16 protein-coding genes are annotated in these 16,414 nt (G+C 50.3%); 4 read left to right on the top strand and 12 right to left on the bottom strand.

Annotated features, from left to right (window positions below):
• The first annotated feature begins 3 nt into the window (after positions 1-3).
• Positions 4-1,842: an adenylate/guanylate cyclase domain-containing protein gene (locus UNDYM_RS06360; RefSeq protein ID WP_162040296.1), complete on the top strand. Its 1,839-nt coding sequence runs from the start codon at positions 4-6 to the stop codon at positions 1,840-1,842.
• A gap of 41 nt (positions 1,843-1,883) precedes the next feature.
• Positions 1,884-2,738: a hypothetical protein gene (locus UNDYM_RS06365; RefSeq protein WP_162040297.1), complete on the top strand. Its 855-nt coding sequence runs from the start codon at positions 1,884-1,886 to the stop codon at positions 2,736-2,738.
• A 54-nt stretch (positions 2,739-2,792) separates the two neighbouring features.
• On the opposite strand, the gene UNDYM_RS06370 is transcribed toward UNDYM_RS06365, so the two are convergent.
• The 6 genes from UNDYM_RS06370 to UNDYM_RS06395 all read right to left on the bottom strand — a co-directional run bounded on the left by UNDYM_RS06370 (position 2,793) and on the right by UNDYM_RS06395 (position 8,531).
• Entirely contained in the window at positions 2,793-4,088 is a 1,296-nt protein-coding gene (locus UNDYM_RS06370) for a GAF domain-containing protein (protein WP_162040298.1), read from the bottom strand.
• A 195-nt stretch (positions 4,089-4,283) separates the two neighbouring features.
• Positions 4,284-6,362: a M13 family metallopeptidase gene (locus tag UNDYM_RS06375; RefSeq protein WP_232063765.1), complete on the bottom strand. Its 2,079-nt coding sequence runs from the start codon at positions 6,360-6,362 to the stop codon at positions 4,284-4,286.
• Between the two features lie 124 nt (positions 6,363-6,486).
• Complete coding sequence (locus UNDYM_RS06380) at positions 6,487-6,855, bottom strand: hypothetical protein (RefSeq protein ID WP_162040299.1); 369 nt, start codon at positions 6,853-6,855, stop codon at positions 6,487-6,489.
• A 76-nt stretch (positions 6,856-6,931) separates the two neighbouring features.
• On the bottom strand, positions 6,932-7,393 hold the full coding sequence (locus UNDYM_RS06385) for a GNAT family N-acetyltransferase (protein WP_162040300.1): 462 nt from the start codon (positions 7,391-7,393) through the stop codon (positions 6,932-6,934).
• Between the two features lie 22 nt (positions 7,394-7,415).
• Positions 7,416-8,066 carry an FMN-binding negative transcriptional regulator gene (locus tag UNDYM_RS06390; protein WP_162040301.1) on the bottom strand — a complete coding sequence of 217 codons (651 nt, stop codon included), beginning with the start codon at positions 8,064-8,066 and terminating at the stop codon, positions 7,416-7,418.
• Positions 8,067-8,069: 3 nt separating this feature from the next.
• Positions 8,070-8,531 carry an OsmC family protein gene (locus UNDYM_RS06395; protein WP_162040302.1) on the bottom strand — a complete coding sequence of 154 codons (462 nt, stop codon included), beginning with the start codon at positions 8,529-8,531 and terminating at the stop codon, positions 8,070-8,072.
• A 104-nt stretch (positions 8,532-8,635) separates the two neighbouring features.
• On the opposite strand from UNDYM_RS06395, the gene UNDYM_RS06400 reads away from it, so the two are divergent.
• The gene (locus UNDYM_RS06400; RefSeq protein ID WP_162040303.1) at positions 8,636-10,135 is read left to right on the top strand and encodes a PLP-dependent aminotransferase family protein; all 1,500 of its coding nucleotides are present in this window, start codon (positions 8,636-8,638) and stop codon (positions 10,133-10,135) included.
• A 3-nt stretch (positions 10,136-10,138) separates the two neighbouring features.
• Here UNDYM_RS06400 and leuA read toward each other — a convergent pair whose 3' ends face one another.
• The 5 genes from leuA to UNDYM_RS06420 all read right to left on the bottom strand — a co-directional run bounded on the left by leuA (position 10,139) and on the right by UNDYM_RS06420 (position 14,520).
• On the bottom strand, positions 10,139-11,851 hold the full coding sequence (leuA, locus tag UNDYM_RS06405) for a 2-isopropylmalate synthase (RefSeq protein ID WP_162044485.1): 1,713 nt from the start codon (positions 11,849-11,851) through the stop codon (positions 10,139-10,141).
• A 119-nt stretch (positions 11,852-11,970) separates the two neighbouring features.
• Positions 11,971-12,099, bottom strand: coding sequence for a hypothetical protein (locus UNDYM_RS31045; RefSeq protein ID WP_255456534.1), 129 nt, complete (start codon positions 12,097-12,099; stop codon positions 11,971-11,973).
• 391 nt (positions 12,100-12,490) lie between these two features.
• Positions 12,491-13,294: a prolipoprotein diacylglyceryl transferase gene (lgt, locus tag UNDYM_RS06410; protein WP_162040304.1), complete on the bottom strand. Its 804-nt coding sequence runs from the start codon at positions 13,292-13,294 to the stop codon at positions 12,491-12,493.
• Positions 13,288-14,205 carry a LysR family transcriptional regulator gene (locus UNDYM_RS06415; protein WP_162040305.1) on the bottom strand — a complete coding sequence of 306 codons (918 nt, stop codon included), beginning with the start codon at positions 14,203-14,205 and terminating at the stop codon, positions 13,288-13,290. The genes lgt and UNDYM_RS06415 overlap by 7 nt, the downstream gene beginning before the upstream one ends.
• 84 nt (positions 14,206-14,289) lie before the next feature.
• The gene (locus tag UNDYM_RS06420) at positions 14,290-14,520 is read right to left on the bottom strand and encodes a TIGR04438 family Trp-rich protein (RefSeq protein ID WP_162040306.1); all 231 of its coding nucleotides are present in this window, start codon (positions 14,518-14,520) and stop codon (positions 14,290-14,292) included.
• 155 nt (positions 14,521-14,675) lie between these two features.
• On the opposite strand from UNDYM_RS06420, the gene UNDYM_RS06425 reads away from it, so the two are divergent.
• Positions 14,676-14,984, top strand: coding sequence for a c-type cytochrome (locus UNDYM_RS06425; RefSeq protein ID WP_162040307.1), 309 nt, complete (start codon positions 14,676-14,678; stop codon positions 14,982-14,984).
• Positions 14,985-15,164: 180 nt separating this feature from the next.
• Here UNDYM_RS06425 and UNDYM_RS06430 read toward each other — a convergent pair whose 3' ends face one another.
• Complete coding sequence (locus UNDYM_RS06430) at positions 15,165-16,310, bottom strand: branched-chain amino acid ABC transporter substrate-binding protein (protein ID WP_162040308.1); 1,146 nt, start codon at positions 16,308-16,310, stop codon at positions 15,165-15,167.
• Between the last annotated feature and the right edge of the window lie 104 nt (positions 16,311-16,414).

The following is a 16,414-nucleotide window of genomic DNA, read 5'->3' on the forward strand; positions in this document are numbered from 1 at the left end:
GCCATGACCAAGTTCAGACATCTGCAGGATTTTTTTACCCCGCGCTTGCTGCAAGTGCTGGGTTTGCTGGTGCTGCTTGTTGTGGCTGCATTCTTGCTGCGTTTGCCTGCGGTCATTGCGATAGACAATAAAATTCTCGACCTGCAATTCAAATTATCGCGTGAATACTCTCCTCAAAAAATAGCCATAGACCCCGTTGTCGTGGGAATAGATGAGGCCTTTCTTGATGAAGTCGATGAGCCACTGAGCCTGAATCATCAGCATCTGGCCAATTTTCTGAAAGCCATGAATCAGGCCGGAGCCAAAGTAGTAGGCATGGATTTAAGCTTGCCTGAAAAGCGTTTTGACAGCCTGATTTCCACCCGCAAGGATGCTGCCGATTTTCACAAGATATTGCTTAGTGGCCTGCTCGACAGCATACAGAACACACCGCTGGTCACTGCCAAAATATGGGATTTGAAGCATGCGCATTACCGCGATATCCAGGTGGATTACGCAGCCGTGTTAGGCATGCAGGGCGAACAGTTTCAGGCTGTCGCCTCAGCTGAGTTTTGCCGCGACAGTGACCAGCGCATACGCCGTTTTCCGGGGCGTGATTGCCAGCCCGACCGCAGTGAGCGCGGCCTGGCGACTGAGATAGCGGCAGCAGCAGGCGTACGGCAAGACTGGAATGGCCTGATCAATTACCGCTTGGGTGAGCGCTTCAGATATGTCCCGCTACAAGAAGTCTTGAAGCTTGCGGGACAGGGTAAAACCGAAGAATTGAAAAAGCGCTTTGCAGGCAAAGTTGTCTTGCTCGGTGCAACCATGGATGCGACTGACTTGGTGGATTTGCCAGTGTCACTGGCAGCCTGGTTGCCGGTGAATGATCCTAATCCTGGTGTACTGGCACACGCGCAGTTACTGCGCAGCATACTGAACCAGCGTTTATTGCAGCAGGCTGGCACGCTCAGTCTGTTTGCTTTGTCTGCCTTGTTTGTACTGTTCTGGCTGGGACGCAGCATACGCATTAAAGTGCTGGTGTTTGCAGTGGCGACTGTGGGTCTGTTCGCAGCTAGCAGCATCGCCATGCAATATGATGTTTGGCTGCCACCGACGGCAGCTTTTCTGACTGGCATGATGGCACTGAGCTGCAGCGGCGCCTGGCAAGCCTGGCGGCATTACATCGACAAGCAAAGATTGAGCAAGGCTTTTTCTGGTCGCGTCAGTCCCGCCGTCATGCAGGAAATAGTTGAGGGGCGTATAGACCAGACTTCACAGAGCAGACGTTTGCATGTTTGTGTCTTGTTTTCTGATATCCGTAGCTTCACCACTTTGTGTGAACATGCACAGGCAGAGGATGTGGTCAGTCTCTTGAATCGCTATTTTGCAGTTATGAGCAAGCCTGTGCATGAACATGGCGGTACCATAGACAAGTTTATTGGCGATGGCATGATGGCATTTTTTGGCGCACCCAAGCGACTCGACAATCCAGCACAAAATGCCTTCAATGCTGCGCAGGCGATGCTGGCTGCATTGGATACATTGAACCTGGAATTTGCGGCAGAAGGCAAGCCTGCATTGCAGATAGGTATAGGCCTGCATGCGGGCGATGCAGTCATTGGCCAGGTCGGTTCAGCAGAGCGGCACGAATACACGGCCATAGGCGATACCGTCAACACCGCTGCAAGGATAGAGGGTTTGTGCAAGGACGTGGGTTATCCTGTTGTCTGTTCGGAGGCCGTGCTTGCCAGCCTGGCAGAAGCTGACACGTTGACCCCGCTCGGTGATAAAAATCTCAAAGGACGTTCTGCCATTGCCGTTTGGGGCTGGCAGCCGGTATCTGTTGTTACTGAAATTTAAATACCGCAATTTAATTGATGGGTGTGATGATGAAAAAAAGTATGAATGGATTGAGAACCTATCTGGCCATCATGGCCAGTCTCGTCGCAGTGCTGACTTGCGGCCTGGCACGTGCTGAAGCTGCACTGGGCATGGTGCTGGACGTGCAGGGTAATGGCAAGATGGAAGTCAATGGAACGACATCTAAACTGCAGTTGCTGGCTTACCTGCAACCGAAAATGCAAATTACGCTGGAGACAGGTGCCAGGGCTTCGCTGTCTTTATATGCAACACGCAGCGTGTATCAGTTGACCGGTCCTGCAACGGTAAGCATAGAAAAAGACGGCGTCACCAGTTTGCAAGGGCAAAAAGCGGTAGTCCGGCCCATGGCAGAAAAACTCGTGCGTGCGGCAGAAACCAGCAATGTGATTGCCGGTGCCGTACGCATGCGCCAGGTGCCACCGCGCATCGTTGTCGTTACGCCAGAAAACAATTCCCTGTTGCTGGGCCAGCGCCCTGGCTTTAGCTGGATTTCTGCTGAAGCGGCTGAGTTTGATATCAGCATTTCTGACATGGATGAGAAACCCGTTATCACAGAAAAAACCAGAGAGCATAACTGGCAATTGCCAGAGAAGATCAAGCTGGAAGAGGGTACAACTTATCGCTGGCAAGTCGCTTATGTCTCGCCCAAAGATGGCAAGACATATACCTCCAGGGCTGAATTCAAAATGGCCAGCAAGGCAGAAGCTACAAGCCTGAATGAATTGAAGCCAGAAGACAATGCCGGTGTCGAAGACTGGGTCATGTATGCCGCCATGCTGCAAAGCAAGCGTGCGTTCGGCGAGGCCAGGCAAGTCTGGCAACAGATTGCCAGACAGCGGCCAGACTTGCAAAAACTGTCTGAAGCTGCTCCTTAAACAAAAAACGCCACGCTCATTTCTGATCGTGGCGTTTTAATAATGCGCAGTATTTTATGCTGCTGTATTCATGCCGGTATCCAGAAAATCGACATGGAAATCAACAATGACCTGACCTGCGATACGCTGGACAGAGCCATCCTTGTGCATGCGGCTGACTGTTTTGTCTTCGCGTGAACGCACATCAATCTGGAATTCAGGATGACTCTTGGCAAAGGCATCCTGTATGGTTTCCCTGACTTGTGCGATCAAGGCTTTTTCTGAGGCAGATACAGTATCAATTGCATCTTGTGCAGTTTGTTCGGCAGCAGCAACAACGGCTTCAGCATCGCCAAAGAACTGATCCACAGTTTGCCTGAATTCTCTTTGTGTAGTCACCACATATTGAATCTTGGCGATAGGGAACAGGCTATGCACGATGCGCGAAGCCATGACACGTTCAGGGTCAGTCGTCATGACAGTCAGGCTATCAGCAATTTCTTCCAGTATGACCCAGTGATGATCTTCTACATAGGCGCGTTTGAAATTCTTCAAGGCATCCGGGCGTGCACGGTCTGCCTTGTAAGGCTGGTATTCGCATTCAAAGAAGGTCGCCAGGGAATTGCCTATGTCCGTCAGGCTGACTTCAAATTCGTCGATGAGGATTTCTTCTACATCCACACCCTTGCGGCGTGCTGCACGCGCAGCCAGGCCCAGTTCAGGTATCGACAGTATCGATGATTTGATCAATGAATCAAACTTGGTATGAATTACCTGCGGTGACATCAGACGCTGGGCGAAAGCTACAGCCAGGGTGTTGCGCAGGTATTTGAAGCCTTCTTCCAGCAGTGGTGGGAACTGGCAATCATTGCGGTTGTTGATCAGTTGCAGTACACCCAGCAATTCATTGCTCTGTTCATGGATCAGCGGGCCGACCAGCATGTGTTTGGTGCGAAAACCAGTGCGTTGATCAACACGGCGCAAAAACTCCAGCTTCGGTGAATGCTTCCTGAGTTCTGCTTCGTCATACACATTCAGGATATTGACTGTCTGCTTGCTCATGGCGACGAAACCGGCCACGCTTTTTTCAGAGATGGGCAGGGCAAAATCCTTGAATGAAGTCAAGCCGGTCTTGACCTTGGATTCAATGGCATTTTTCTTGTAGTTGACCGAATACAGCGTCAGGCGCTCACAATCAAACAGGTTGCAGATATCCTGGGACAGATCAAGCATGATCTGCTCGATATTGCTGGTCGAATGGATGGCATTCGTGATGGTTTGCAGGTTCTTGAAGAAATGTAAGCGGGCATGCACGTCCTCTTTATCATATACATCATACTTATCTTGCTGGACACGGCGTACAAAACTCATAAATTTGCTTTCATCGATGGAATTCAATCCCGGCTATTCTGCCACAGCCAGGCTATATCGTCATTGCGACACTGATAAGCTTGGGCGCGTTTTTTGTAAAAAGCCCGCGCCGAAAATTGCTTTTTGGGAAAGTATTGCTATTTTATGACTATTTCCATTAAAAAAGAGGCATTTCTGCCTCTTTTTACCTGAATATCATTTACCAGATGGTGATGCGTTTTTCCGGGGGACATACATCTTGTCACCTTCCTTGACACCAAACGCCGAGTAAAATTCTGGCAAGTTCGTCAAGGGACCGTTGCCACGGAACTCGGAAGGGGAGTGTGGATCGGTACTTACCCTGAGTATGGTTTCGCCATCGCGCGATTTGCCACGCCAGACTTGCGCCCAACCCATGAAGACACGCTGGTTGCCAGTGTAACCGTCAATCACTGGCGCTGGCTTGCCACCAAGGGAAATCTGGTAGGCCTTGTAAGCGATCGACAAGCCGGAATTATCTGCAATATTTTCACCCAGAGTCAGGGCACCGTTGACCTTATAACCTGGCAGCGGGCTGTAGGCACTGTACTGGGCAATCATGGCGGCTGTCAGTTTGCCAAAGTTGGCCTTGTCTTCCTTGGTCCACCAGTCACGCAGGTTGCCGTCGCCGTCTGACTGGCTGCCAGAATCATCAAAGCCATGGCTGATTTCATGTCCTATGACAGCACCTATGCCGCCATAATTGACGGCATCATCGGCTGCGGCATTAAAGAAAGGTGGTTGCAATATCGCTGCAGGGAAGACGATTTCATTCTGACGTGAGTTGTAATAAGCATTCACGGTTTGCGGGCTCATGCCCCAGTCAGTGCGGCTGACAGGTTTGCCCAGTTTGGCCAACTGCCGTTGATATTCATGTTCACGGCCACGTATGATATTGCCGACCAGATCGTCCCTGGCAATGGTCAGCTTGCTGTAGTCGCGCCATTTATCCGGGTAGCCTATCTTGGGATTGAATTTGGCCAGTTTTGTCAGGGCTTCTTTCTTGGTTTCCGGGCTCATCCAGCTCAAGGTTTCTATGCTTTGCTTGTAGGCCAGCAGCAAGTTATTGACCATGGTCTGCATGCGTGCCTTGTTCTCGGGCGGGAAATATTTTTCCACATACAATTGCCCCAGTGCTTCTGACAGAGCTTCTTCGACCCGGCCTACGCCACGTTTCCAGCGCGCCTGATTAGCTGGAACTCCGCGCAAGGTCTTGCTGGTGAATTCAAAATCCTGGTCAACAAAGCGCTGGCTGAGGAAAGGTGCATAGGCATTCAGGGTTTGCCATTTCAGGTAATTCTTCCACGTATCAAGCGGGGTGGCAGCAATGACCTTGGCAAGACCACTGAAAAATTCAGGCTGACGCACGATGACATAATCCATTTTACCTGCCATGCCAATTTCACTGAAATAAGCATTCCAGTCAAAACCAGGCAGTAATTGCTCAAGTTGTTTCAGGTCCGTCTTGTTATAGGTTTTTACAGGATTGCGGTTTTCTACCTTGGTCCATTGTATTTTGGCGATCTCGGTTTCCAGCGCCATGATGGCCGCTGCGCCTTGTTCAGGCTTGGCCTGGCCACTCATACCCAGCATTTTTTCCAGGTGTTTGAGATAAGCGTCGCGGAAGCCCTGCAACTTCGCATCATCCTGTTTCAGATAATAATCACGGTCTGGCATGGTCAGGCCATTCTGGCTCAGATATACCGCATAGCGGCTGGAGTCTCGTGCATCCTGGTTAATGCCAGTCGCAACAGGTGTGTTGACGCCCAGCTTGCTGAGTTCTGCCATCAAGGTTGGCAGTTTTGATTTATCGGTAATGGCATCGATGCGGGCAAACTGGCTTTGCAGTGGTTTGATATCAAGCTCGTTGGCGCGGGCTTCATCCATGAAGCTGTTAAACAGATCGGCAATTTTTTTCTGGTTTGAACCTGAGGCAAGCTGTTTGTTCGCAGCGAGGGTCTGGATGATGTCATAAGACCTTTGCTCAGACAGATCACGCAACTGGTCAAACGAACCAAAGCGGCCACGGTCAGCCGGTATTTCGGCAGTCGCCAGCCATTTGCCTGACATGTGCTGATAGAAGTCATCCTGTGGCCTGACGGTGTTGTCTATCCATTGCAAATCTATGCCAGATTGCAGTTTATTTGTGGTGATCGTGCTGTTGATGCCAGCGCTTGCATTTTGTGCAAAGGCTGGCGTTGCCATCATATTGGTAAACAAGCTGGCAAGAGCGAGAGAAATCAGGGTACGTGACATGGTATGTCCTGGTTATATAACTTGTTGTATGGAAATAGCTATAGATGCACTGTTTTAGCTAAAGTTCAGCAACTTTGAAGAAACTTATGCTGCAGAACGGCAAAACCCAGGTTTGAAAACAAGATCAAGGCAGGTGAGCCAAAATAATAGCCAGGCAAGTTACGCAGATAGTCAAAACCACAATTGGCTTGATGACAGGAATGGGCAGTCGGGGGTGTTCGGGTTTGGATGGTGCTATGACCATCCATAGGGCATCCGGCAAATGCCTGTGCTGCATCAGGTCAGCACGCCAGTGAACCTGATATCTTTGTGATTCATGCCAATACTCAAGCTCGGCATGTAGCCAGCCAGTAGCGCTGCCATCATCGTCGCCAGTGACCTCTTCTCTGGTACTCAGGACGCGTACTTGCACTTTGGGCCACAAGGCTATTTGCAATAGCCTTGTTCCATACATCAAGCCAAGTACGCAGATGAGGGATAAGAGCAGTGTCATTGAAACAGCAGTGAGAGTATCGATTGCCAGCATATTGCCGACCCGAGCCGCTCTTGTAAATGAATGATTTTTTTTGTTATGTCAGGCTTTTTCTATAAACAATAAATCCTGACCTGTCTGCCACCTGGCGATACAGTTTTTGCGCCGTCTCATTGGTTTCGTGGGTTTGCCAATATACGACAGTAGAACCTGCCAGCCTGGCCTGTTCATACACTGCCTCTATCAAGGCACCCCCTACGCCCTGGCCGCGCACATCCGGGCTGGTGAACAAGTCATTCAGATAGCAACTGGCTTCGATGCGGCTGGTAGTCCTGTGGTACAGGTAATGCGCCAGCCCAACCAGGCGTCCATCCTGTTCTGCGACCAGAGCATGTACAGGTTCGTAACCATCAAAAAATCTTGCCCAGGTCCTGAGCGTCACTGCTTCTGGCAAGGCATTTGGACCAGTGCGTTCATAGAACTGGTTATAGCCTTCCCATAGCACAGACCAGTTGGCGAAATCTTCTTTGGTGACGGCACGTACTACTACTTTACTCATTTCTTTTCCTTATTGTTTCGTTTTATTCGGTTTCGAACAATTGTTGCTCCATGACGCTTGCCAATGCGTGCGAGGCCGTATCATGTTGTTCGCGTAATCCATCCACCATATTCACCCTGTCTTGCGTGCTTTTGTTCTGGCTGGTTTTCCATTTGCCACTGATGCGGCGTATCGGGATTTCTATGCCGACTATCATGTCCATGATGCGGTCTATGTATTCTGCAGGCGCATCGCTGACTTTCCATGGCTGGTCGAACTTGCGCTCAAAGTTATCGCTAAGTTCGCTGAGCAGGCGCAAAAATTCCTGCCGGTCTTCGACGATGCGCATGGGGCCGTGCGCATGCACGACAGCATAGTTATAGGTCGGCACGACAGAACCGCTGCGCTGCTTTTCTTCATACCAGCGCGGACTGATATAGGCTTGCGCGCCTTGGAAAATCAGCAGCACATCCTGAGCTGAAGCTGCACTTTGCCAGACCGGGTTATTGCGGGCGACATGGCCCCGCAAAACGCCATAAGGTGCATCTGCGCTTGGTGGCGAAACGATGAAGGGAATGTGATTCGCCTCGAGTTCGCCAGCTTGCAAGCTGACCAGCGCTGCCAGCGGATGCGCCTGTATCAGCGTGTGTAAGACTTCTATGCGTTCTTCAGAAAAATGACTGGGCATGTACATGGGCTACTCGATTTCTATGATGACTTCGGCGCTAATGGAGTTGGCGATATAACAGTGTTGATGCGCCATATGATGGAGTTCTTCACGCTCCTGCAAGGCTGGCTGCTTATCACCACTATAGCTCTCCTGCGGGCGCAGGTGGATGCGGGTAATGGCTGTCTTGCCCAGGGTATTTTTATCCATGATACCCACTGCCAGATCGCGGTATCGATCCAGTACATAACCGCGCTTGGCGACGAACGACAGGTAAAACAGCATATGGCATGATGCCAGCGCCGCAACCAGTGCTTCCTCAGGGTCGACATTTTTTTCTTCCGACATCGGTACCGGGACAGACAGAGGGGATGAAGATGCCGGCACCACCAGGCCGCCATCAAATTCCCATGCATGCGCGCGGCTGTAACGATTGTCGCTAAAAATCTGTTCGCCACGTTCCCATAAGATTTTTGCCTGATATTGATGCATTTATTTACTCCTTTGCCTTGAATTTACGCTAATCTTATGCCTGGTATTGGCTATTGAAAAGTACCAATTTTATAAAAAATAAGAATGCCAATTTGGGCGAGAGCATGCATATTTCTCAAATGATTGCCGGGATAACCCTGGACAGACAAGACCGCCAGCCCTTGTACAGACAGTTGTACGCCGAAATAAGAAAAAGTATATTGGCGGGCCAGATGCTGCCTGGCATGCAGTTGCCACCCAGCCGCGAGTTTTGTCAGGAGCTGAATATTTCCCGGCAAACGGTCTTGAATGCCTATGATCAATTACTGGCAGAAGGGTATTTGCGCGGCTCGGTAGGGCAGGGAACTTTTGTGAATGAAGATTTACCTGCAATTGCAGAACGTGGAAAAACAAAGGTCAACGATATATCCACGACAAAGCTGCTGGACAGAATTTCAAAACGCGGACTGCAGCATATAGATCCACGCGGCAGCACGCGTTTTCATCAGGGTAGCGTAAGGGCATTCAGGGTGAGTATGCCTGACCTGGATTTATTCCCATTTGATATATGGGCGCGGCTGGAAGCGCGGCATTGTCGCCATCCCAAAGGGCAACTGGGCTATGGTGATCCTGCCGGCCATCTGGCTTTGCGTGAATTACTGGCGGTGTATCTGAAGGCCGCACGTGGCGTGAATTGTGCGCCAGAACAAATCCTGATCACTTCCGGTTCGCAGCAGGCGCTGTATTTGCTGAGTACCATGTTGCTGGACCAGGGTGAAAAGGCGGTGGTGGAATATCCTTGCTATCGGGGTACGACTGCTGCCCTGCATGCAGCACAAGCGGACATTTGTGCCGTACTTGTCGATGATGAGGGCCTGGATGTCGAATACGCAGCGATGCATTATCCCGATGCGAAAGTCGCTTTCGTCACACCTTCCCACCAGATGCCACTGGGCATGACCATGAGCCTGCAAAGGCGCATGGCCTTGCTGGAGTGGGCACAGGCGAATGCAGTATGGATAGTCGAAGACGACTATGACAGTGAATACCGCTTTGGCAGTTCACCACTGGCATCCCTGCAAAGCCTCGATACTCATCAGAGCGTCATTTATGTAGGCACTCTCTCCAAGGTGCTGTTCCCTGGCTTGCGGCTCGGTTATCTGGTGCTGCCAGAAAAATTGCTGGAGCCGATGATACAAGCCAAAGCGGTCATCGATAAACATACCAGTATCATGCCGCAAATGACGCTGGCCGACTTTATTGCAGAAGGCCATTTCGGCAGGCATATCAAGCGTACCAGAAAAATCTATGCAGAACGACAGGCATGTTTAGTGAGTTGCCTGAAAAAAGAATTGGTAGATGAGCTTGCCTGCGGCGCGCAAGATGGCGGGCTTGATCTGGCCGTGTATTTCAAACAGGCCTACGATGAAGAGCAGATCATAGAAGCAGGACAAAAAATCGGACTGGAATTACGCGGCCTCGGTCACTATGCCGATGTGCCGGGAAAAACAAACAGGCCGGCAGAAAGTCCTGGCGGCCTGTTACTGGGTTTTGCTTCACTGACTTGTGCTGAGATAGAGCGCAGCGTTAGCAAGCTGGCTACGCTCTTCAAAGCGGTTACTTAGCAATCAGGCAGCAATCATCTGCATTGCCGTGTCTGCGTTTGCATGACGGTTAATCACACTGATGATGGCGCGCATGCTGGCCGTTGCCGCGTCGTCTGCTATGCCTGCACCATGCTGGCTGCTGCCATCATTGACGCGTGCTTCTATGATGCTGATGTACTGTGAACGGCCATGCTGCGTCACTTGCTGTTCTTGTTTGTCGATGATCCTGAGCTGATAACCAAGTGCCTGGCAGGCATTGATCTGTGCTTCAACAATACCATGACCTGTACCCTGGATAGCTTGTGGCTGTCCGTGGTGCAGCAGATCGACATGCAAGGATACTTGTGCCGGATCGGATGGTGATGTCCTGTGATGCAGGACTGGGTTTGCATGATGAGCTTGATAACTGATGGGTGTTGCTGTCGAGAGGTAACTGTCGCTGAAAATCTGGTGTATCTGTTGTGCTGTCATTTCCTTGCCGCTGTCGTCGGCAGCCGTTTGCACAACACGGCTGAATTCAATTTGCATGCGTCTTGGCATGCTGATGCCATATTCCTGTTCCAGCAAAAATGCCATGCCGCCTTTGCCAGACTGGCTATTCACGCGTATCACGGCGTCATAATTGCGGCCAAGGTCAGCCGGGTCTATCGGCAAGTAAGGCACTTCCCAGATGACGTCTTTTTGTTGCTGGGCAAAGCCTTTTTTGATCGCATCCTGATGTGAGCCAGAAAATGCTGTGAAGACCAGGTCGCCGACATAAGGGTGGCGCGGATGCACAGGCAATTGGTTGCATTCTTCCACGCACTGCCTGACGCTATCGATATCAGAAAAATCCAGCCCGGGATCTACACCCTGGGTATATAAATTCAAGGCCAGCGTGACGAGATCGACATTGCCGGTGCGTTCACCATTGCCAAACAAGCAGCCCTCAACCCTGTCTGCGCCCGCCATGATCGCAAGCTCGGCGGCGGCGACTGCCGTGCCCCTGTCATTATGAGGATGCACACTGAGGATGATGGCATCGCGTTGCGCCAGGTTCCTGTCCATCCATTCTATCTGGTCGGCATAGACATTCGGCGTTGCGCATTCGACGGTGGTCGGCAAGTTGATGATCATCTTGCGTTCAACGGTGGGCTGCCAGATGGCGGCAACTGCATCGCAGACTTCCTTCGAGAAATCGAGTTCGGCCATGCTGAAGGTTTCTGGCGAATATTCAAATACCCATTCTGTCTCAGGCATGGCATCAGTGAGTTGCTTGATGAGGCGGGTACCATCAGTGGCAATCTGTTTGACTTCTTCACGTGATTTGCCAAATACGATGCGGCGGAAAGCGGGCGCTATCGGGTTATACAAATGCACGATTGCCCGCTTGGCACCACACACGGATTCTATGGTGCGGCGTATCAGGTCTTCGCGGGATTGCGTTAATACTTCTATCGTCACGTCATCTGGTATGCGTTGCTCTTCTATGAGTTTGCGGACAAAGGCAAAATCAGTTTCTGATGCCGAAGGGAAGGCGACTTCAATTTCTTTAAGACCTATCTTGACCAGCATTTCAAAGAACCTGAGTTTTTTCTTGGCATCCATGGGTTCTATCAGCGCCTGGTTACCATCACGCAAATCCGTACTCATCCAGATCGGTGCTTTGCTGATGCTGCGGCTGGGCCATTGCCTGTCCTGCAAAGCGATAGTCGGGAAGGCTTGATATTTTTTAGCTGGATTACTCATCATGATGTTCTTTTCCTTGGGCTGGCACAGTGCCTCAGCAAGGCGCTGATATTTTTAATTTGTTGAATTCGTGGGAATGTGGCGGCGTTAAGCTAACCGGCTGCCACAGAGATACGCGAGGCCGGTTAACCGATCAGTAGTCGTAGCACTAGCAGATCGTGGCTACGTTGCAGCGCAGACTGTGGACGGGCAAAGCCAGACATGACGCTGATACCGCCTGCTGAATGCTTTGCTGATGTGCCTGATGGTGTCATGCTGTTTTTTCCTGATGTCAGGAAGCCTGTGCTGGGTGCTAATTGGGTATAAAGGTAATTTTTGATACTGGTGTTTTAATCTGGCTGGTATGCCGCTTAAAACTGGACAAGACGCAACTTATAGTAGCGAGCTTGCTAGAGATGGTAGTAGAACTAGAGAGGCAGACACAGACGACAGCACTGCTTGCAGCTTGGCGCTGTCAGCAGTTTTTCTTGCAGATGTCGATGTCAAAAATGAGTCCATGCAATTACTGTAAAAGATTTTGCCTGTGCACGTCAAGCAGTATTTTTTGTTTGCTTGTCTATGCGCTTACTGAACGGCATTTCATCGCAACGCAATCTCAATGAAATGCCGCTCAGACAGATTAACATCCAATCAAAAATCAGCTTCTCACGAACCTGATTTTTGATTGTTCCTGTAGGCGAAACCCAATAGCAGCAGCCCGCCGATAATCATGGGGAATGACAACATCTGCCCGGCTGAAATTGTCGCGCCGAGAATATTGACTTCATAATCCGGGGTGCGGAAATATTCCGTGAAAAAGCGTGCGCAGCCATACAATGTAACGTATAAGGCACCTACGGCCAGACGCGGTCTGGCCTTGGATGCATATATCCACAGTATGACGAATGCCAGCAAACCATCTACCAATGCCTGGTAAATAGGTGAAGGGTGAACCGGGTGGTCTATACCCGGCCAGATCATTGCCCATGGCAGGTCTGCTGATGCGATGCGTCCCGGCAATTCATGGTTGATGAAATTGCCCAGGCGACCGGCAGCGTAACCCAGCGGCACCAGCGGCGCGATGAAGTCGTACACGTCTGCAAGATGAAACTTGGCTTTGCGTGCCCATAAGAACATGGCGATCAGTACACCGATGAACCCGCCGTGGAAGGACATACCGCCTTTCCAGACGGCAAATATTTCCAGCGGATTCTCCATGTAATACGAAAAACCGTAAAAAAACACTTCACCGAGACGGCCGCCGAGTATCACCCCGAGCACACCAAAAAACAGCATGTCGTCTATATGCTCACGCGTCCATCCCTGTGCGGCGATATGCGGTTGTTTGAGCCGGACGCGGCCCAGGGCAATAAATTGGGCAAAGGCGATCAGGTACATGATGCCATACCAGTGAACAGAAACAGGGCCCAGATGGAAAGCGACAGGATCAGGATTTGGATGAGTCAGCATGGATGAATTGGTAAGTTAAACAGGTGCGCAAATGCAGCCAGCACCGCAGAATGATTGTCCTTGCGCCAGGCCAGGCCAATTTCAACGGTGGCGCTGGTGTCTGGCAAGTCGAAATACAGCACGCCCGGGCGCTGCAAATTTGAAACGGATTGTGGCACAAGTGCGATACCCATGCCAGCCGAGACCAAGCCAACGATGGTTTGCATCTGTATGGCTTCCTGGCCGATGGCAGGCGTCAGGCCCGCAGCATGGAAGCAACCAAGGATGGCATCATGCAAAGCCGGGGCAATTTTGCGCGGGAATAGTATCAACGGCAAGTCAGTGCAATCGCTGAGGCGCAGTTGCTGGCGTCCTTTTGCATGGTTTTCTGGTACTGCCAGCATCAGTGGTTCAGACAGCACTTTTTGATAATTGAACAGGTTTTGCAACTTGTCAGGGAGTGGCGGTATCAAAAAACCAGCATCAATTTCCCCGTTTTCCAGCGCTTGCAATTGTACGTCGGTGGTTGCTTCACGTAATTCTATATGGACATCGGCATGATGACGGCGAAATTCCCGCAGTGCGGGGGGCAATACGCTGTAATCAGCGATAGACACAAAGGCCAGGGACAAGTGACCGTAAGTACCGCTGGCGGCTCTCTGCGCCAGTTCTGGCAGGGATTGCGCATGTGCCAGCAAGCGCCTGACTTCTGGCAGTAGCGCCATCCCGGCTGATGACAGTGAGATATTGCGCGTATTGCGGATGAACAGTTCTGCTCCGAGGATGGCTTCCAGCGCCTGTATGGCTTGTGACAAAGGCGGCTGGGTCATGTGCAGGCGCGTAGCTGCCCTGCCAAAGTGCATTTCTTCCGCCACCGCCAGGAAGTAGCGCAACTGGCGCAGCTCTAGATTGCGTAACTCAGGTAAAGACATCTGGCAGCTCAGCCGGTATTTTATGTTGTGTCAGAATGCTGTTGCTACGCAAAAAATAGTCCGGAACAGAACCATGTGCTGTCATTAGCGGCGGGTGTTTTTGTCAAAGGCGCGTTTGACGCGTTCTTTCTGGATTTTTTCAAAATGCGCATGATCTTTGCGTTTGTCCAGGCCCAGCATACGCTCAAGAACTTCAAACCAGGCAAATGCCGCGCCTGCACCACCAATGATCCACCACCAAGACATGGTGGCAAAAATCCATACATCTGCCAGCTTCAAGACGAGCATGATGAATAAAACGATGATGATGAACATGGGATACATCCTTTTTCTGGGGAAAAACCTTCAAACTCTTTGCTACAGATCATGGAGTTTCCTTAATTTTACTGCAGGTCAACCCCGGTATGTAGATAAACGTTAAAATTGTCAAAAGGCGGTAGAATAAGTGAGTTTTTAACCTGGAGAAAGCAATGAAATATTCTTTATTGGTAGGTTCGGTATTGGCAATGGTGGTTTCTGGCTCCGCTTGGGCGAATGCTGATCTGGCAAAAGCAAAAAACTGCATGGCCTGTCACGCAGTCGATAACAAGGTTGTGGGTCCTGCTTTTAAGGATGTGGCCAAGAAATACGCCGGCGACAAGACTGCTGAAGCCAAGCTGGTGCAAAAAGTATTGAAAGGTGGCTCAGGTGTATGGGGCGCGGTTGCCATGCCACCTAATGCCCAGGTAAGTGATGCAGAAGCGAAAACCCTGGTTAAATGGGTCCTGAGTTTGAAATGAGTTCTGCTTTGATACAGATGGCTTGATCTGTATCCTGCTAGCAGAAAATAAAAAAACCTGGCTTTTGCCAGGTTTTTTTATTGTTTATAAGATCTGCTTGTTGAACTGTTTCAGTTTCACAAGACCTTGCAGTTTGTCACTACAAGGTCTTGTGTGGTGCAGATCTTATAAGTCGCCAGCTTACTTGACTACGCGCAGCAGATCACGTTTGCCGCCTTTGTATGTGTACAAAGTCAGTGTGCCGTCTTTGATATCGCCTTTGTCATCAAATGCGATGTCGCCAGTTACGCCTTTGTAGTTGATTTTCTTCAACTCTGGCAGGTATTTGGCTGGGTCAGCAGAGCCAGCTTTTTTCATTGCTTCTACCATGACCATGACGGAGTCATAGACATATGGTGCATAAATCTGGACTTCTACACCAAATTTTTTCTTGAAGGCAGCTTTCCAGTCGTCATTGACTTTTTTCTGGGCTTCCAGAACACCACCGGCTTCAGCACAAACTACCTGGCCTTCACCAATACCGTTGTCAGCCAGTTTAACCAAGTCAGCTGTACAGATGCCGTCGCCGCCCATGAATTTGGCTGTGATGCCCAGTGCTTTCATCTGACGCAGCATAGGACCGGCAACCGCATCCATACCGCCGAAGAAGATCACGTCTGGGTTTTTGGCTTTGATTGTGGTCAGGATGGCGCTGAAATCTGTAGATTTATCAGTTGTATGCTCTTGCACAACAATTTCAGCACCCTTGCCTTTGGCGCCTTTGATAAATTCTTTTGCCACGCCTTCGCCGTATGCAGTTTTATCATCAATCACAGCGACTTTCTTCGCTTTGTTGATTTGCACCGCGAAACGACCCAGTGTGCCGCCCAGTTGGCCGTCATTCGCTACCACGCGGAATGCACCTTTGAAGCCTTGTTTGGTGTAGTCAACGTTAGTTGCAGATGGGGAGATTTGAACGATGCCAGCATCGTTGTAGATTTTGGAGGCAGGGATAGTTGTACCGGAGTTCAAGTGACCGATAACGCCGTTTACTTTCGCGTCAACCAGTTTTTGTGCTACGGTTGTGCCTTGTTTTGGATCGCCAGCGTCATCTTCAGTCAGCAATTCGAATTTGGCTTTTTTGCCGCCGATCATCACGCCTTTGGCGTTCAGTTCTTCGATCGCCATTTTGGCGCCGTTTTCATTGTCTTTACCCAAGTGGGCGATCGCGCCGGAGATAGGGCCAACGTGACCAATTTTTACAACCAGATCTTGAGCTGCCGCAGCACCAGCGAAAGCGAAAGCAATTGCGCCAGCCAGTGGAATCATTTTAGTTTTGAACGACATGAACATACTCCTAAGGATTAAAAAGTAGGATAACAGTACTGCATCTCTGACTTATTCAGATAACTGAACAGCAAGAAGGTACAACAGAAAAAATATTTCGCAAA

Source organism: Undibacterium sp. YM2, assembly GCF_009937975.1.
Classification (GTDB): domain Bacteria; phylum Pseudomonadota; class Gammaproteobacteria; order Burkholderiales; family Burkholderiaceae_D; genus Undibacterium.